Genomic DNA, 18047 nt, shown 5'->3' with positions numbered 1-18047 from the left:
TTTTTTATACGTTTCACTGGATTCCCTCCCGCCTACGCGGGAATGACATAAACAAACCATGCCTACAGCTGCTCGCAATGACGGTTTTAAAGTGATGAGGCTACTTCCTCTCAAACTTAAATTCTGTTGTCTTTTTACGTCCAAAATCAGCAATGATAGTTTCACCGCCTATAGCAGTCTGCCCTTTACTCACTAATAAAGCTGTTTTCAACGGTAAATAAACATCTACTCTGCTACCGAAACGAATTATACCGTATCGCTCGCCCGTTTTAACTTCATTACCCTCTTCTAAATCACAAACTATACGCCTTGCTATAAGTCCGGCTATTTGAACAAAAACAATTTTCTGACCTTGAGCAGTTTCCATTAATACTGATTGACGCTCATTATAAATACTAGCTTTATCGAGTGAAGCATTAAAAAATTTTCCTGGATTATAATGAAGTGCTAAAATTTTTCCGTTTGCCGGGATTCTATTAACATGGACATTAAAAATATTTAGAAAAATACTAACTCTAATCATTTCCACATCACCAAGTCCTAATTCCGGAGGCGGCAATGCTTCCTTAATTTCTTGAATTATTCCATCTGCAGGACTTATTACCAGATCATCACTTATAGGCACAAAGCGATCAGGATTACGGAAAAAATAAATACACCAAGCAGTAGCAATACATCCAATACAGCCAAGTTTTTCATTAAATGATGCTAATAAAAAACTTACTAATGCAAAGCTAGCAATAAATATATATCCTTCGCGGTGAATAATTTTAAATAAATCATTATATTGTTTCATTTTAATCTCTATGAATCTCCTTATTATTTTTAACTATGCCTGCTCTGCTTTATCCTCTTGGTTCTCACTCTCGTTTTCATCTTCGTCTTGAGGAGTAGCTTGGACTTCTTGCGCAGAACCAAGAGCATATACGCATAAATCCGGGAGTGGAACACCGTTTTTTTTAGCAAGATCATTTAGCTGTGATATTGCTTTCATAACATCATCAGGAATAGTACCGCCTCTTTCATCAGATAACCATTTTGCTTGAAATTGTAGCGGATGATGCCCTTCTTGAGGCGTACCTATATAAAACTTAAACTTGGCTCTTTGTCCACTAAAATCGCAGTCAAATTCAAACTCTTTATAATGTGCCATAACTTTATGAATTAATAATTATATTAATATTATTATAACAATAAAAATGCAAATCTAAAATAATTTCTTGTCTAATATTTTTTAAGTTTTTTAGCAATATAACGATTTGAATATAGAAATTTATCGCTAGAATCTATAATTATCCCGCCTGCTTCCTTAATAAAAAGCTCAAATGCATAATATAATGTAAAATTTAATAATGATAAACATATTAAATCCGCTTTACCTGACGCTACAAGCGTAGCCCCATAGCAAAGAGAACCAAAAGATCTAATATTATCTACCTCTATCTCCTCCAAATCATTATGATTTACACCTTCAATAATTGCTAAACAGTTTTTTAAATCAGCATTATCGGAAACTCTAAGTCTTAATCCTTGATAATTAGAGTTTAAATTATTTTTTTCTATCCAAGCTCCCTTACCTTTTTCAGCATAATAAATTTCATTAAGAGCAGGAAAATATATTACTGTAGAAGTAGGAATTAAAACTTCTTGATTCCTTTTGAAATAAGTTACGGATATCGCAAAAAAAGGTATGCTTCTGGCGAAATTATTTGGACTATCTATAGGATTAATTAAAAAAACACTCTCATAATTATTATTTAAATCGAATTTATCCTCCGGAAAAAATAAATATTGTGTATATTTTTGTAATTCTTCACATAATAAAGTTTTTAATTTTAAATAAGATCGCTTACAAAATTCTTCATTTCTTACAGAGTTTTTTTGTAGCATTTCAAGTTCTAAAAAATCTCTATGCAAAAACTTAACAGCTTTACGCAGGGCATTAATTAATAAATTAGTTATAGGTTGCATTTGATATTTTTAATTATTAGTTTTAGAAATTATGTCGTATGGCTTTAAAAAATTGATACCATTCCTAGCTAAAAGCATTGCCTGAGTGGATGCTGAAAGTCGTCATTGCGAGGAAAAACTGTAAGTTTTGACTAAGCAATCTCAGGATATTTGACGAGATTGCCACGCAGCCTACGGCTGCTCGCAATGACGGGGTGGTATCCATAGTTCAATAAAACAGCTTACTTCGCTCGCTCGACATATGTCATATCATCAGTTTTAACCACAATTTTTTCTCCTATTTCTAAATATTGCGGGACCTTAACTTTAATACCGTTTTCTAAAATTGCTGGTTTATAAGAAGCGGTAGCGGTTGCTCCTTTTATTACCGGATCAGTTTCACTAATTTCAAGTATAACAGTTGGAGGAAGCTCAATATTTAAAGGCTTGTCATTATAAAATTCGACTTTAACAATCATATTTTCAGTTAAGAAAGATAATTTTTCTTCTAACATTTCCTTGGAAATATTTATTTGATCAAAATGTTTGGTATCCATTAATACCAAATCATCACCTTCAAAATATAAAAATTGATAATCTTTTTGTTCAAGTTCAGCTTTTTCTAAATAATTGGCAGAACTGAATCTTTCGTTACGCTTTGTCCCTGTTTTTAAATTTTTCATCTCAACTTGTACATAAGCTCCACCTTTCCCGGGTTGAGTATGTTCCGGTGTTTTGCTGACAACCCATAAATCATTATTATACACTAATATATTACCTGTTCTAATTGAATTTGCTGAAATTTTCATATATCTTACATTTAAGACTTAAAATTAAAGTATAAATATACAAATTATTTCCTTTAAAAACAAGAATTTAATCTTATGACCACAATATTAGTAGTAGATGATATAGAACCCAATATTAAGTTACTAACAGCCAAACTTTTAAAAGAGTATTATACGGTTCTTACTGCAAATAGCGGTAAAGAAGCACTAGCAATTCTTAAAAAAGAAAAAATTGATATTATACTACTTGATGTTATGATGCCGGAAATGGATGGATGTGAAGTATGTAAAACGATAAAAACCGATCCGGAAACTACTCATATACCGGTTGTAATGGTAACTGCACTTTCCGATATTGATGATCGAGTTAAAGGTCTTGAGGCAGGAGCTGATGAGTTTTTAACAAAGCCGATTAACGATACTGCTCTATTTGTAAGACTTAAATCGCTATCTAGAATGAAAAGCTTAATTGATGAGTTAAAGCTTCGTAATAGCACTAATGCATTATTAGGCGTAACAAATATCGCAATGCATGACACTTTTGCAAATAAAAAAATATTACTAATTAATGATGATGTGGTACAAGCTAAAAATATAAAAAAAATGTTACTTAAGCTTACCCAAAACGTAAAGGTAATAAGTAATTCCGATGAATTAGATATTATAAATGAATATACCCCCGATTTAGTAATTATCAGTAGTACGCTCGAAAATGACGATCCTTTGAGGATCAGTGTTATTTTAAGAGGTAAAGCAGAAATAAACGGCGTAGTAATAATTTTACAAATTGATGAAGACGGTATGCCTTTGGTTGTGAAAGGTATTGAACTCGGTATTAATGATTATTTCGTTTATCCTATAGAGGAAAGCGAATTGCTTGCTAGAATTAGAACACAATTAAGACGTAAGCAATATCAAGATAATTTACGTAATGATCTTGAACAAAGTGTCAATTTAGCAGTTAAAGACGGTCTAACCGGCTTATTTAATCGTCGCTATTTCGATATACATCTCAAACAAATTATTGAGAAAACTAATAAAGAAAGTATTAAATTATATTTACTTATGTGCGATATCGACAATTTTAAACATGTAAACGATACTTACGGTCATCAAGCAGGCGATAAGGTTTTAACAATTGTATCCCGTATTTTGAAGAATACTCTCAGAGTAACAGACTTAATAGCAAGATTCGGCGGTGAAGAATTTACTATACTCTTAACGGATATAGATATTTCTAAAGCAATTGAAACTGCGGAGAGAGTTAGAGTTAAAATAGAATATATGAATTTTCACATTGAAGATCAAATTGAACCTTTAAAAACAACTATTTCAATCGGAGTTACGAAATATAAAAAAGAAGAATCAATAGAATCTTTCATTGAACGTGCTGACAAAGCTATGTATGAAGCTAAAACAACGGGTAAAAATAAAGTAGTAAAATTATAATTGATTTTTTAAAGTAAAAAAATAATGAGCAATTCTTCCAAAAAACATTTTGATTTACCATATAGACCAGGGGTCGGCATGATGATATTAAATGCCGATAACCATATATTCGTCGGTAAAAGAATAGATACAAAAATATCTGCATGGCAAATGCCGCAAGGTGGGATAGTTCCCGGCGAAACACCAAGTATTGCAGCAATGCGTGAGATGTTAGAAGAAATAGGCAGCGATAAAGGATATATTATTGCCGAAAGCAAATTCTGGTATAGTTATGATGTACCAAGCTTTTTAATACCTAAACTGTGGAACGGTAATTTTCGTGGACAACAACAACGCTGGTTTTTAATTAGGTTTACCGGAAATAACGAAGATATTAATATAAATACCTCTAATCCGGAATTTGACCAATGGCGTTGGGCATCACTTGATGAACTCTTATCTATTATAATACCGTTTAAACGTAAACTTTACCAAGCCGTCGTAAAAGAATTTGAATCATTAATTCAGTAAAAATGTTATATATATAGTACTTGTAGAACAGCACTATTTACCTCTTTATCACCTTCAATTCATTTATAGCACTAAATAATGAAATATCCGTATTATTGCCTAAAGTAAATACAGCACACTCATTTGTTCCTCTAGACAATAAACTAATCTTTATCGCAACTAGATTCAATCATATAATATGTACGTACTATCATTCTTTATTAGGTTATAATTATTATCACTGATTATATGTGCAGTAAATGCATTTGCTAGATTAGATATAGTTATATTAGCAATAAAATCTTTTACTTCTCTTATATGAAATAAGTTTATAATGAAATTACTTAGACAGTAATTTGTTGTTGTTTCAGTTTCCCAATTAACCGTATCAATTTGAGTTTCCGGCATTAAAAATCATGAATTTATATCTTCAAACGCAAATTTTAGCTCTCTAACCAATCCATATAAAATATATTTTTTATCAGCAATATGTACAAAGGTATGATCAGGATGCTCATCTAAAAAATATGTAGAGGTATTAGAAAAAGGTTTTAAACGTACAGAATATACCTTATTTCTATCAAGGCTTTGGTCATAACTATTTTCACTAGAATCAGCTGGTATTAAATTTGGTAATAAAATAAGTCTACAAAAATAACCGATTAACTTAACTCTATTTGGTAAAAATTTAACATGATAATTTGGCATAATGTTACTTTATGTTTATTATAACATGTCTTATTATTAAATTTTCTCACTTAATACTGTCATAGTTTTTTTTTCTATATCAAAGTTAAAATATTGATCTTTATAAGGCTCATCTGCAAGTTGTATAATGCCACCACTCAATTTTACATGCTTTAAAATTATGGTTTTGCATCTTAGAACATAAATAATTACGTTTTGCTAAATATTGCTTATCAATTAATTTACTATCATGAGGTAAAGTGTCATCAAATAAGTCAAAAGAAGTATACATGTCTACCGTATTGTCATCTAAAGAGGATTATAACACGCGCGTCTTTCAGCTTTCTCTTAATAATGACTTCAGAATTATTATTAACTTCCTTCTGAAGCTTTATTATTGATCAATCTACAGTACTCTACTATGACTAGATCTTTCAGCTATATAACCTAATATAAAACATTTAGACTTATCTGTATATGGGTAAAAGCTTTCCTTATTTTTTTGATCAATATTATCTTTGCTCCATCTTAAAAATGTTGTACAGCTTTTTGTGGTCTATATGCATATAATCAGTGAATAACCATCTTTTTGTACCTCAGCTTGTACTGCTTTAAGAGCCTTAACAGCTTATATGGTTAAAATTGCTTCCGGTGCTTTATAACCATCTACCTTTTTACCAACAAAATTTTCATCTGAATAATAATGCATATTTTGAATAATTGTAGGGTCGATATCTTTCAGATACATAAACCCTTTAAGTAAGGATTTAGCATATATTGGAAGAAAGCTCATAAATATAAAAATTAAACTTGTTAAAATCAATTTCATAAAATGCTAGGCTTTGTAAAGATTTCTAATTGACTTTATTTTGAGATATTTTTTAGTGCAAATCAAATCGTTTTAGAGATCTTCACAGAACCTAATATAAAATAGACTCCTTGGCATAATCTCTTTCTAAAGGTAATTTGGATCTGGTACTCGAATCCTTACATAGATTTGTTGGCTACGCTCCGGTTCTATGTTCCGTGCCTCCTTCAAATTCCTCTTTATAAAATAGGTTATGCAAGAAGTCTAATATTTATCTTATACAAAATTTTATTAAAAACTATGGGACTATTAACAGTACTATAGTAAACTCACCCCCATTTTGTGCCAGGCACGAAGGTAGAGCCTATATATATAATAGACGAGAGGATGAACAACGAAGCACAAAGTTCAAATCAGTTTACTATAGAACTGTCAAAAAGACGGATGAATGGTAGCGAGGGAGGGATTTGAACCCCCGACACACGGATTATGATTCCGTCGCTCTAACCAGCTGAGCTACCCCGCCAGGGGAAAAGTGTTTATATAATTTGTTAAGAAGTGTCATTCTAGATAAAAGCGGTTGCATGGCTTGGAAAATGTACTTAGTGTCATACCGTGGCTTGACCACGGTATCCCAAAAAATAACTTAAAATACTAATTAATTTAAATATTTTAAGCTGGATCCCACGATCAAGTCGCGGGATGACAATAAAAAATTGATCCATGCAACAATTGACTAGCAACTTCTCAAATTGTATCTTAACGTTTAGAGAATTGTGTTTTCTTACGTGCTTTACGTTGTCCGTATTTCTTACGCTCTACTACCCTAGAATCACGTGTTAAAAGACCACCTTTACGCAAAATAGCATGAAAATCCGGAGCAGATTTATCTAAAGCTTTAGAAATTCCATGTAAAATAGCACCTTTCTGCCCTGAAATTCCTCCACCTCTAACAGTACAAATTATATCATACTGATCAATAGTTTTTGTTAAGACAAACGGCTTTAAGATAGTTTTTACATAAGTTTCAGAAGGAAAGTACTGGGCTATTGTTTTTTTATTAACAACTATTTTTCCTTTTCCTACTTTAAGCCATACTCGTGCTATAGCATTTTTTCTTTTACCTGTAGCATAAAACTTGCCTAAATTATCTATTTTTTCTTTAGGAGTTTTTAATACTAAAGGTTCTTTAGTTAACTGCTTTTCTACTTTTTCTGTTTTAATTTTTAACTCGGGCATATTCTATTACTTTTTATTTTTTGGATTTTGGCTTGCAAAATCATAAACAGTAGGTTGCTGTGCCATATGAGGATGATCACCATTTGCATAAACATACAAATTACTCATTTGCTTAGCACCTAAAGCATTTCTTGTAATCATTCTTTTTACGGCCATTTTAATAACTCTCTCAGGATGTTTACCACTTAAGATTTTACCTGCCGTAGTATCTTTTATCCCACCTGGAAATCCTGTATATCTGTAATATATTTTTCCGTCTTTGGGATTTGCTTTTTTACCTGTTAATTTTACATGCCCCGCATTTATTATGATTATATTATCACCACAATCTAAATGAGGTGTAAAACTAGGCTTATGCTTACCACGTAGCATATTAGCAACTCTGCTAGCGAGTCGTCCTAGTACAATATTTTTTGCGTCTATGACCCACCATTTCTTTTCAATTTCCGATGGCTTTGCCGAGTAAGTTTTCACAATAGTATCTTTTTAATTAGAATTTAAAATTAAAGAATCAAGCAACATACTTAATAGCATTAATACCCGCTATCTGTCAAGCTAAATATAATTTATTTACTTCCGAATATTATTTTTCTATCGGTAGAAAAATATAAATTATTATTTGCGCTTAGCCCATAATAATGAATATTTTTTATAATTTTGACAACATGAGGTATCATGTTTAATCCATTATTATCAACATCAAAACTATATAAAACACCGTTAACGGAAATAACATTTAAACTTCGCTTATTGTTATTATTAACTCCAACAAAAGGTACTAAAAAAGCAGCAGATTTTAGTTTCTTAGGATCTTGTCCATCATTTAAATCAGCTACAAACTTTACTTTCCCTGTTTCAGGATTAAATGCTGCTATTTGTCTAGCATTATTTGTTACAAATAGACTATTACCGATTAAAGACATTGATTGAATATCCTCGGCATTTACCTGCCAAATCACACTGCCGGTTGCTACATTAAGCTTAATAAGCTTACCAAGACCGGTTGCTATATACAGATTCATATTATCATGAACGGGAGTACATAAAATACTTGATTCGTCAAAATTTGGTATAGCTGTACGATCATTAAGATTTGTAAACTCAAAATTCCATTTTACTTCACCGTTTGTTATATTTAAGGCAAGTATTTGCCCGGAATTATAAGTTACTATTACATTGTCATACTGTACTATCGGCGTCATAAAATAACTAGCCGACAAAACTTCCGCTAGGCTTTCATGTTCCCATACGGTTTTTAAAGTTTCTGCATTTAAAGCAATAGTTTGATTACTAATAGTTTGCACTAAGACAGTATTATCATTGAGCACAATAGGCTTAATTCTAATAATATCCGGAAGTTCTTTTCTAATTATTTCATAACCTGATTTTGCATCTAGCACTACTAACAACCTTGAACCGTATGTTACGTATAATTTTCCGTTATGGTGTAAAATTCCGCCGCCTATATAATTATCTTTTTTATGTCTACTTAAATTATAAGACCAAATAATCTTATTTTTCTCTATAGAAAATGCAGAAATATTCGATCTAATATCCAATGCATAAATCATATCGCCTATAAAAACCGGCTCGGTAATCGTTTTACTTCTAGCGAAACTATACTGTTTATTCTTAAGCATATTTGCATTAAATGCATATATATTTGCATTAGAATCTAAATATATAGGCTCATGAGTCTGAATTGCTAATTTAGAAGTCAACTCAACAATATTTTTTACCCTTTTTGGTCCAAGCCCGTTACATGAAATTAAAATAAACGGTAATAACAGAAGTGCTATTTTTTTTGTCATATTTTTCCTTAAGTACGAATTATTATTTATTTAAATTTACAAGCAATGCTTTAGCCTGATCTTTTATTAGATCAGATACATTATTTGAAATTAATAAATTTTTTAGATTTTTTTCTGCTTGCGATTTCATATTATTCTTAATATTCCACATAGCTTTTATAATAGTTGCTGTAGCCCAAAAAGGTTTTTTCTCGTCATCAAAATAATTTAAATATTTGGTCAATTTCTCTTTATCTTGAATATCTAGATTGTGATCATCAATAACAAGACTACACCATGAAATACGTGCATAAGAAGTAGAAATTTCGGAATATTCTTTATTTTCAATAATTTTATTAAGCAGGTCTTTCGCTTCTGAATATTGTTTTTTTGAAATCTTTATGGCTACTTGTTCTAATGCAGCTATTTCTTTGATTTTAGTATTACTAGTAGTAACTAAATTCTCTAAAGTATTAAAAGCTAATTCTTCATTATCTTTTGTTGTTTCCAAACCAACAGTCTTAACAAGAATATCTCCGTTTTTTTGGTTATTTTTAATTCTTTTATCTTTATTATTATTAATAACAACCATTATAGTAATAGCTATTATAGAAATGATTATTATTATAGGTAAAAGCTTTTTGAAAAAAATTAACCTTTTTTCTTCATTGTGATCACTCAGTACTTCATCCAAAATATCAGTCATATTTTATTATTTTTATTTATTTTTACAGCCAAATTTAATCTTAGCATCTTCTGCCATTTTCTTAGATGCGGCAGTTCTATTAGTTGGAAATTCCTTATCAAACTTAGCAAGCATATTACATGCTTCCTGAGTTTTTTTTAGTTCGCCTAAGGAAAGTGCTAACTTCAATAACCCATCGGAAGATTTTGCCCCTTTCGGTAACTCTTTATAGCCTTTTAAATAGTTAACCGCTGCCCCGTTATAGTCTTTTTGTTTAAAAAAGCATTCCCCATACCAGAAATAAGCATTACTAATTAGCAAACTGTTAGGATATTTTTGGATAAAATGTTTAAACTTATCTTTTGCTTCAGTCAGTTTATTATCTTTATAAGCAGCAAGAGCCAAATCGTAGGCTTGCTTATCAGGAGCTATATCCTTATTAACCGCAATAGGTTTTTTAGGCGCATTATCCGGCATATCTTTAAGCAAAGCTATATCAAAAACATCTTGTTTTTTTGAATCACCGGCTTCTAAAACTTCAGTATTTTCTTCTTGATTTGAAATATTTGAGTTCTGCGTTAGCATATCAATTTTATGCTGTAAAACCTCAACTTTACCGATTAGCCTTCTGATTTCTTGTTCCTGTTCATCTAGTCTATTTTCAAAATCATTATTTGCTACATATTTTAAAGGCGTTCCTTTAATAGTTTCGCTTTCTCCGAAAGAAAACATAGAAAATAAAAAAGTAAATAATAAGACAATCAGTTTCATATATTTTTTAAAAATTTATAATTTTTTTATAATACCGAAATTTTTTTAATATTCCACACAATTTTTTATATTTCAATACTACAGTCATATGTAAACGTTATTGTTATGGTGGTACCTTCATTTATCTTACTTTGCAAATCAAATTTACCGTTCATAAGTTCAACCAGCTTTTTAGTAAGCGGCAACCCAAGACCGGTACCTTCATATTTTCTACTAAGCTCACTATCAATTTGACCGAACGCCGATAAAGTTTTTGGGATATCTTTTTCCTCAATACCGATACCGGTATCTATAACTTTTATATATACTAATTTTGCTAACTCATCTTTTTCAAGTGCAATAGTAACACTTCCTCCGGAATTCGTAAATTTCACGGCATTTGATAAAAGATTTAAGAATACTTGTTTTAGCCTTTTTGGATCAGCCTTTATAACCACATGCTCTTTCGGTAATCTACTAATTAAAGCCACTTCGGCTTGATCGGCACGAGTCTTAACAAGTATCAGCGAAGAACGAATTAATTTATTTAAATCAAGATCTATACTATCTACTTTTAATTTATCGGCAGAAGCTTTAGAAAGATCTAAAATATCATTAATCATACTAAGCAAATGCTTACCGGCATCATTTATATCTTTAATATAATTTTTACTTTTTTCTGCATCTCTTTCCGACATAAGAATTTCTGAAAAGCCTATTATAGCATTAAGCGGTGTACGCAATTCATGACTAATATTAGTAAAAAACTTTGTATTTGAAGAGCTGGTTTTTTCTACTTTTACTATTTGAGCTTTTAAATTTCTATTTGTTTCAAGCTGCTCCTCAATGATTTGTCTAGCATAGTTAGTATTACTAATAATTATAGTGCAGAATATTATAAAAATAATGATAAAAGTTATAAAAACCTTTTGCTCAAGAGAGGTTATATTTTGCCACTGGCTGGTAATATTAGTGTTAATCTCAAATACTGCATCTACGGGAAAATCTAAATTATTACTTATAACAGGGATATAGCTAGTAACAAAAGAAGCCTCTTCCACGGTTAAATCACTTTCATTTTCTATTACTACCCTTGGTAATAATATATGACTTGTAATACCTTCAAAAGCATCTCGAAGCGGAGCTTTTGAAGTAAAGGATTTAAAAAAAAATTTATCGATTTTTGCGGTAACTATCTCAACCAAACTATCATCTTTATAATTGTCTACACTATACATATGTAACATATTACTAGTGATGAATTTATTACCTTTGAGATCGTAGAGAGAAATATTAATATTAAGATTGGTGAACCATTGAGCGGTAATCTTTGCAAAATTAATAAACTCTTGATCTTGTAATAGTTTTAAATAATCGAATTTGTGTAATTTACTGATTACGTTCTGATGAGTATTCCAAATATTATCAGTGTAAAGTTCTACAATTTTAGTATGTTCCAAAGCCACTTGTTTTACTATCATTTCTTTTATCATAAAATAACGATAAAACATCATATTTATGACAATATTAAGAAACAATATAATGAATGACAATCTTACTATATACTTATTATGGTTCATTATAAGACCTAGTAGTTATTTTTAACTCAACTGATGTCATCCCTGCAGAAGGCTTGCTCGCATACCAAATCGTCATTGCGAGTGACTAAAAGGAGCGTGGCAATCTCATAAACCAGGGTTCCTGAGATCGCGTACGTACAAAACTTACAGTTTTTCCGTAGCTTATGATGAAGAATCTATCCATGCAGCAAAACCGAGAATGATATTATCCTCTCTACTTATCTTCTTGTTTAACTCTCTCTTTTGTTTCCAGCTTCTTATTAATAATCAACCCTGTAATTACATCATAAGCACGAGCAAATTGATAATCTTTTTTGTATAATTCCGATAATTCATTCTCTTCTTGTTTATTATTTTTGGCTTTTGTTTCTTTTTGGCTATCTTTGTTTTTAGATGCATTATCTTTGTTTTTTTCATTATCATTCTTCAAATAATTTTTTAAAGAACTCTCAGAAAAACGCTTATCTATTTTTTTCACTTCTGGATACTCAACTTTCGCCGGCTCAATTAAAATATCAGGCTCTATTCCTTCTGCTTGAATAGAACGACCGCTTGGGGTGTAATATTTAGATATAGTCAGTTTTACGGCAGCCCTAGAATTGATTTGCGTTAAAGCCTGAACTGATCCTTTACCGAAAGACTTAGTGCCAAGTATTATTGCTCTTTTATGATCTTGCAAAGCTCCGGCAACTATTTCCGAGGCAGAGGCAGAATTACCGTTTATTAAAACTATCATAGGTACTTTGGGAGCTTTTAACGAAAACTCATTTGCTTTAATTTCGCTATTACTTGATGTAGTTCTACCTTTTGTTGTTACAATTACACCGGAATCAATAAAATAATCACTAACAGCAATAGCTTGATCGAGTATACCTCCGGCATTATTACGTAAATCTAGAATTATACCTTTAAGGTCATCTTTACTCTCAGTTTTTAACTTCTTTACTGCTGCCTTCAGCTCAGAAATTGTTGACTCATTAAAAGTAGTTATACGTATATATGCAATATTATTTTTTTCTAAATGTGCTTTTATCGGCTTGATTTTTACTATTTCGCGAGTAAGCTCTAGCTCTTGCGGTTTTGCCTCTTCTTCCTTAATTATCAACAATTTAACCTTAGTACCAGGCGTACCACGCATCTCTTTTATAGCTTTATTAGGACCAAGCGTAGAGACTAACTCGTCATTCACGCCTACTATATAATCCCCACCTTTAAGCCCTGCTTTAAAAGCCGGCAAATCATCAATAGGCGATATTATCTTAATTGCTCCGCTATCATACATTATTTCAACACCGATTCCGCCGAATTCACCTTTTGTAAAAGTCAAAATATCTTCTAAATCCTCATCGGTATAATAGCTTGAATGGGGATCAAGTGAGTTTAACATACCGTTAATTGCTTCATCTATCATTTTTTGCCTATCGGGTACCTGTACATAAGCCTTTTCGATACGTTCAAATACGTCTTGAAATTGCTTATAAGCTTCCTGATTTGATATTTTATTTTCAGTTTCTTTTTCTCCTTCTGCAAATGCACAAATAGAATTTATAATAAAAAATAGTGTTATAATTAAACGTAATAACATAATACTCCAAATATGTGTGTTTTTTAAGCAAAGCGTCATTGCGAGGAAAATTACGAAGTAATCTTAGGATATTTGACGAGATTGCCGCGTCACCTACGGCTCCTCGCAATAACGATTAAATATCCAGCTCACTAATAATTTTATCCATTTTAACTAAAGCCTGTTCATAAATAAATTGAAATCTTTTTTCCGGCTTTTTACCCATTAAATCATCTACTATTTTATCAACATTTTGAAAATCTGCTAAAGTTACCTTTAAAAGCGATCTTTTTTCCGGATGCATAGTAGTTTCCTTTAATTGTGCAGGCATCATTTCACCGAGACCTTTAAACCTACCTACTTCAATTTTAGCTTTACTAGCTTTTAATAATTTATCCGTTAACTTAGCTTTTTCCTCTTCATCGCCTGCATAATAAGTTTTATTAGACTGCGTTAAACGATAAAGCGGAGGCTTAGCTAGATATAAATGCCCCTCTTCTACCAATTTCGGCATTCGTAAAAAAAAGAAAGTCATTAATAACGAAGCTATATGAGCACCGTCAACATCTGCATCAGTCATAATAATTATTTTTTCGTAACGCAGATTTTCTTTTTTATAATTCTTTAAACTACCGCAGGCAAGAGCTATTTCTAAATCTTGTATTGCTTGATTATTAACGATTTTCTCAAGCGTAGAACTCGCAACATTTAGAACTTTACCCCATAGCGGTAATACTGCTTGCGTTTCTCTATTACGTGCTTGTTTTGCAGAGCCTCCTGCCGAATCACCTTCTACAATAAATAATTCCGTCCCTTCAGGTGAAGTGCGTGTGCAATCGGCAAGTTTACCGGGTAAACGTAATTTTTGAGTGGCATTTTTACGGGAAATATTTTTTTCGTTTTTCTTACTGATTCTAAACTCAGCAATGCTAATTACATGCTCAAGTAAATTAGTAGCTAAAGCTTTATCGCTACTAAGAAAATGGTCAAAATGATCTTTTATTATATTCTCGACCGGTTTACTTACACCGTTTGATACTAATTTTTCCTTAGTTTGTCCTTGAAAAGACGGCTCAGTTATAAAAATAGAAAGTACGACACTTGCGGTTTCTAAAATATCCTCAATAGTTAGATTAGCAGCTTTTTTATTCCCTATCATTTCACCATATGCTTTAAGCCCACGTAAAATAGCCGACTTAAGTCCTTGCTCATGTGTTCCTCCTTGAGGAGTCGGAACAGTATTACAATATGATTGAACAAATGCCGAGCTATCGTTATTTTGCCAACAAATCGCCCATTCAAGTTTTATCTTGTCCGACGTAGACTCTATATTACCTGCAAAAATTCCCGGAATAACTAAATTATCTAAAGTTATTTTTGAACTTAAATAATCTTTTAAACCATTTGGGAAACTTATTAATGCCTTTTTAGGTATATCTGACTGTACTTCTACTTCGCATGCCCATTCTATAGTAACACCGCGATATAAATAAGCTTTTGACCTTGCAAGCTCATAAATCTTTTTAGGATTAAAATGTAATTTTTCACTAAAAATTTCCGGATCAGGAGTGAAATTTATTGATGTACCTCTTAGCCTTTTAGATGCTTCTTCACATATTAAATCAGTTAATTTTTCTCCTTTAGAATAACTTTGGCTATATAATTTACCTTGTTTATAAACCTTTATTTCTAAATGTTTAGATAAAGCATTTACTACCGATATTCCAACACCATGCAATCCGCCTGCAGTATGATAAACATTATTTGAGAATTTACCTCCTGAATGAAGAGTAGTTAAAATTACTTCTAAAGCTGATTTGTCAGGAAATTTAGGATGATTATCAATAGGGATACCGCGACCGTTATCAAATATAGTAATACTATGATCATGATGCATTGTTATCGTGATGATACTTGCAAAGCCGGCGACTGCCTCATCCATAGCATTATCCAGCACCTCAGATACTAAATGATGCATAGCATTTAAATCAGTACCCCCGATATACATCCCCGGTCTTTTACGAACAGGCTCAAGCCCCTCTAATACTTCAATATCTTTTGCACTATAGTTATTATCGACTAGCTTATTTTTCTTTTCTTTGTTAAAGCTGAATAAATCGCTCATATATTAGAGATTTAATTAATTATTTTCTCTCCTAAATTAAACTATTTAACATAGAAAAGCAATTAAGCTTTAAAGAAATTGTTTGAAAATTCTACGTAATTGCGAGGCAAAACTGTAAGTTTTGACGAAGCAATCTCAGGATTTTATACTATTTTATGAGATTGCCACGCTCCTTACAGTCGCTTGCAATGACAATAAAAATAATCTTATCAATATCCCTTAGCTTTGATTAACATACAAGCTATGTTAGCGTTTCCTTGAGCTAATGCAATATCTAATGGATATTGGCACTCATCATTTAGAGTAGAAATTTTAATACCTCGTATGACCAAAAATTTTGCTAAATAGTAATTATCGTTATAAATAGCAGCAGTTAGTAATGTCTCACCGCTTCTACCTTTTTCTTGCAATATAGGATAAACGTCAAGTAACGCACGCAACTCAAAAAGATTGTTTCTATCCACTGCTCTAAAAGCATTCTCTACTGCACTACAATAAGATAGATTGGCATAAATATCTTTCTTTTTATTTATATCATTACCATATTTAATAAAACTCTCTACAACTTTTCTTCTTTCGGCACTTGCTATCCATTCTGCTTTCTTTTGGAACAGCTCTATATATGCATACATATCCATCTGCTCTAAAGTCGCCTGCTCTGTTAGTTTACCAAGAACTATATCATCATCAGGTAAAAGTAACATTTGTGCTTCATCTTTAACAAATTTTGTTACCAACTCCGATGTTTCATTATTTACGTTATTATCTTGTTTTTGAATCGTGACATTTGGAGAGCTTACCGGAGGTGATTTCTCTTGATTATTTGTAGTTTGATTATTATTAATTTGTAAAGGCTGAAGTTGATTCAGCTTCACTACAACAACGGGTATAAGCGGCGTATTCCAATCTTGTTTTTTTGGGACATCTGAAACAGCTACAAATGTCTCTTGCGAGTTATTGAGTGCTGCTGAAGAATCGGTTGTAGGAATTACTTTAGACGGAGTAGTAACGGGTGTATTTGGGCTAGTCGGTGTTATAGGCTGTGTAGAAGGTTGATTTGTAGGCATTGCCGAAGGTGCAGGTACATTACGAGGTACTGCCGGAGGTACTGTTGTCGGCATAGTACTTGATGTATTATCTTGGGTTACCGGCGGGCTAACCACAGGCAGAGAAACAGCAGGTATATTAGTTATAGAGGGCGGTGCTATCGGTGCTACGCTTTCTTCCTCTTTATTAGCATCAGGAGGGGGATTAAGCGGAATAGGCTTATGCACAGGCGGCAAATTGGTTGGTTTATATATTTGCACCGGTCGCTGCGGAGGCACTACATAACTTTCTGCTTGAGCCGGAGGCATAGATACTATCGGTCTCGGTACGTTAGGAATTATAATATTAGAAGCTAAATTTGTATCATTATGCTCATTAGAAGCAACTTGTGCTTCATGCATTTCATTACTTGTAACACTAGGTAACGTTGCACTACCAATATCTATAAAAGGTTCAGATACCTCGGCTTCATTAGATTCCTGAATGTCATGAGAAGCTAAATTTACACTACTTTCATGACTGGGATTTGTATGAACGTTATCACTTGTAGCACTAGGCAATACTGTATTACCGACATCTATAAACGGCTCAGCTTGTTCATTGTCATTAGGCTCTTGGGAAGCTAGCTTTGGTTCTTCTTGATGGGCTGCTTTAGTTTGTTCACTTGCGTGTTTAGGGGGTATATCTTTCTTTTTTGGTTTACTAAAAAATTGCTTAAATTTATCAAAAAAAGAAATATCGGCACTAGAGCGAACATCCTTATCTTTAGTATCTACTTCGGCAGCCGGTAATGATGGCGGTAAGGGCGGAGGTGAAGCATAACTCTGAACTATCACTAATAATAGATTTATAAAAAATAATATCTTACATAATTTATTTAACATATAATGCCTTATTAAATAATTTATTTGATAGCAGGAGGTTGTTCGATGTCATTCCTGCAAAAGCAGGAATCTAGGGTAAAGCAAGATAAATCGAGCTTTTAATATTAAAACTTACTGTGTGTATACCTTTTAATTGCTGGATTCCCGAGTCCGCGGGAATGACATAAAAAAGCCATACACCTCCCCCGCTTTTAGCTAGCAATGACATTCAC

19 protein-coding genes, 1 tRNA gene and 1 pseudogene are annotated in these 18047 nt (G+C 32.1%); 2 read left to right on the top strand and 19 right to left on the bottom strand.

The window, feature by feature from the left end:
- Window positions 1–100: 100 nt before the first annotated feature.
- The 4 genes from RAF_RS01695 to efp all read right to left on the bottom strand — a co-directional run bounded on the left by RAF_RS01695 (window position 101) and on the right by efp (window position 2759).
- Window positions 101–796, bottom strand: a complete 696-nt coding sequence (locus RAF_RS01695) for a phosphatidylserine decarboxylase (protein WP_004996349.1) — start codon at window positions 794–796, stop codon at window positions 101–103.
- Between the two features lie 33 nt (window positions 797–829).
- Window positions 830–1153 (bottom strand): DUF2610 domain-containing protein, encoded by a 324-nt coding sequence (locus tag RAF_RS01690; protein WP_010976982.1) that lies wholly within the window; start codon window positions 1151–1153, stop codon window positions 830–832.
- A 71-nt stretch (window positions 1154–1224) separates the two neighbouring features.
- A complete protein-coding gene (locus RAF_RS01685) occupies window positions 1225–1971 on the bottom strand; it encodes an inositol monophosphatase family protein (protein ID WP_012719502.1) in 747 nt (248 codons plus the stop codon).
- Window positions 1972–2192: 221 nt separating this feature from the next.
- On the bottom strand, window positions 2193–2759 hold the full coding sequence (efp, locus tag RAF_RS01680; protein ID WP_012719501.1) for an elongation factor P: 567 nt from the start codon (window positions 2757–2759) through the stop codon (window positions 2193–2195).
- Window positions 2760–2834: 75 nt separating this feature from the next.
- Between efp and RAF_RS01675 the strand changes: the two genes are divergently transcribed.
- Window positions 2835–4187, top strand: coding sequence for a PleD family two-component system response regulator (locus RAF_RS01675; RefSeq protein ID WP_012719500.1), 1353 nt, complete (start codon window positions 2835–2837; stop codon window positions 4185–4187).
- Between the two features lie 24 nt (window positions 4188–4211).
- Window positions 4212–4697, top strand: a complete 486-nt coding sequence (locus RAF_RS01670) for an RNA pyrophosphohydrolase (protein ID WP_012719499.1) — start codon at window positions 4212–4214, stop codon at window positions 4695–4697.
- Between the two features lie 165 nt (window positions 4698–4862).
- Here RAF_RS01670 and RAF_RS01665 read toward each other — a convergent pair whose 3' ends face one another.
- The 15 genes and pseudogenes from RAF_RS01665 to RAF_RS09665 form a co-directional block, all read right to left on the bottom strand.
- On the bottom strand, window positions 4863–5084 hold the full coding sequence (locus tag RAF_RS01665; RefSeq protein WP_041471824.1) for a hypothetical protein: 222 nt from the start codon (window positions 5082–5084) through the stop codon (window positions 4863–4865).
- A gap of 6 nt (window positions 5085–5090) precedes the next feature.
- Complete coding sequence (locus tag RAF_RS01660; RefSeq protein ID WP_012719498.1) at window positions 5091–5384, bottom strand: hypothetical protein; 294 nt, start codon at window positions 5382–5384, stop codon at window positions 5091–5093.
- Window positions 5385–5493: 109 nt separating this feature from the next.
- Entirely contained in the window at window positions 5494–5655 is a 162-nt protein-coding gene (locus tag RAF_RS01655) for a M15 family metallopeptidase (RefSeq protein WP_041471823.1), read from the bottom strand.
- Between the two features lie 336 nt (window positions 5656–5991).
- On the bottom strand, window positions 5992–6192 hold the full coding sequence (locus RAF_RS01650; RefSeq protein ID WP_010976975.1) for a hypothetical protein: 201 nt from the start codon (window positions 6190–6192) through the stop codon (window positions 5992–5994).
- A gap of 428 nt (window positions 6193–6620) precedes the next feature.
- Window positions 6621–6697, bottom strand: a tRNA-Met gene (locus tag RAF_RS01645).
- A gap of 233 nt (window positions 6698–6930) precedes the next feature.
- Window positions 6931–7410 carry a 30S ribosomal protein S9 gene (gene rpsI / locus RAF_RS01640; protein ID WP_004996371.1) on the bottom strand — a complete coding sequence of 160 codons (480 nt, stop codon included), beginning with the start codon at window positions 7408–7410 and terminating at the stop codon, window positions 6931–6933.
- A 6-nt stretch (window positions 7411–7416) separates the two neighbouring features.
- Window positions 7417–7884, bottom strand: a complete 468-nt coding sequence (gene rplM / locus RAF_RS01635; RefSeq protein WP_012719497.1) for a 50S ribosomal protein L13 — start codon at window positions 7882–7884, stop codon at window positions 7417–7419.
- A gap of 92 nt (window positions 7885–7976) precedes the next feature.
- Entirely contained in the window at window positions 7977–9221 is a 1245-nt protein-coding gene (locus RAF_RS01630) for an outer membrane protein assembly factor BamB (protein ID WP_012719496.1), read from the bottom strand.
- Between the two features lie 22 nt (window positions 9222–9243).
- A complete protein-coding gene (locus tag RAF_RS01625) occupies window positions 9244–9906 on the bottom strand; it encodes a DUF2659 family protein (protein WP_012719495.1) in 663 nt (220 codons plus the stop codon).
- A 12-nt stretch (window positions 9907–9918) separates the two neighbouring features.
- Window positions 9919–10656, bottom strand: coding sequence for a tol-pal system protein YbgF (gene ybgF / locus RAF_RS01620; protein WP_012719494.1), 738 nt, complete (start codon window positions 10654–10656; stop codon window positions 9919–9921).
- A gap of 65 nt (window positions 10657–10721) precedes the next feature.
- Window positions 10722–12215, bottom strand: coding sequence for a sensor histidine kinase (locus tag RAF_RS01615; protein ID WP_012719493.1), 1494 nt, complete (start codon window positions 12213–12215; stop codon window positions 10722–10724).
- 214 nt (window positions 12216–12429) lie between these two features.
- Complete coding sequence (locus RAF_RS01610) at window positions 12430–13800, bottom strand: S41 family peptidase (RefSeq protein WP_012719492.1); 1371 nt, start codon at window positions 13798–13800, stop codon at window positions 12430–12432.
- Between the two features lie 115 nt (window positions 13801–13915).
- Window positions 13916–15904: a DNA topoisomerase IV subunit B gene (parE, locus tag RAF_RS01605; RefSeq protein ID WP_012719491.1), complete on the bottom strand. Its 1989-nt coding sequence runs from the start codon at window positions 15902–15904 to the stop codon at window positions 13916–13918.
- A gap of 209 nt (window positions 15905–16113) precedes the next feature.
- Complete coding sequence (locus tag RAF_RS01600) at window positions 16114–17835, bottom strand: ankyrin repeat domain-containing protein (RefSeq protein WP_012719490.1); 1722 nt, start codon at window positions 17833–17835, stop codon at window positions 16114–16116.
- A pseudogene (locus tag RAF_RS09665) lies at window positions 17825–18043 on the bottom strand (hypothetical protein). The gene RAF_RS01600 and the pseudogene RAF_RS09665 overlap by 11 nt, the downstream one beginning before the upstream one ends.
- Between the last annotated feature and the right edge of the window lie 4 nt (window positions 18044–18047).

Source organism: Rickettsia africae ESF-5 (assembly GCF_000023005.1).
GTDB classification, from domain to species: domain Bacteria; phylum Pseudomonadota; class Alphaproteobacteria; order Rickettsiales; family Rickettsiaceae; genus Rickettsia; species Rickettsia rickettsii.
This window is presented reverse-complemented; position numbering and strand designations above follow the sequence as displayed.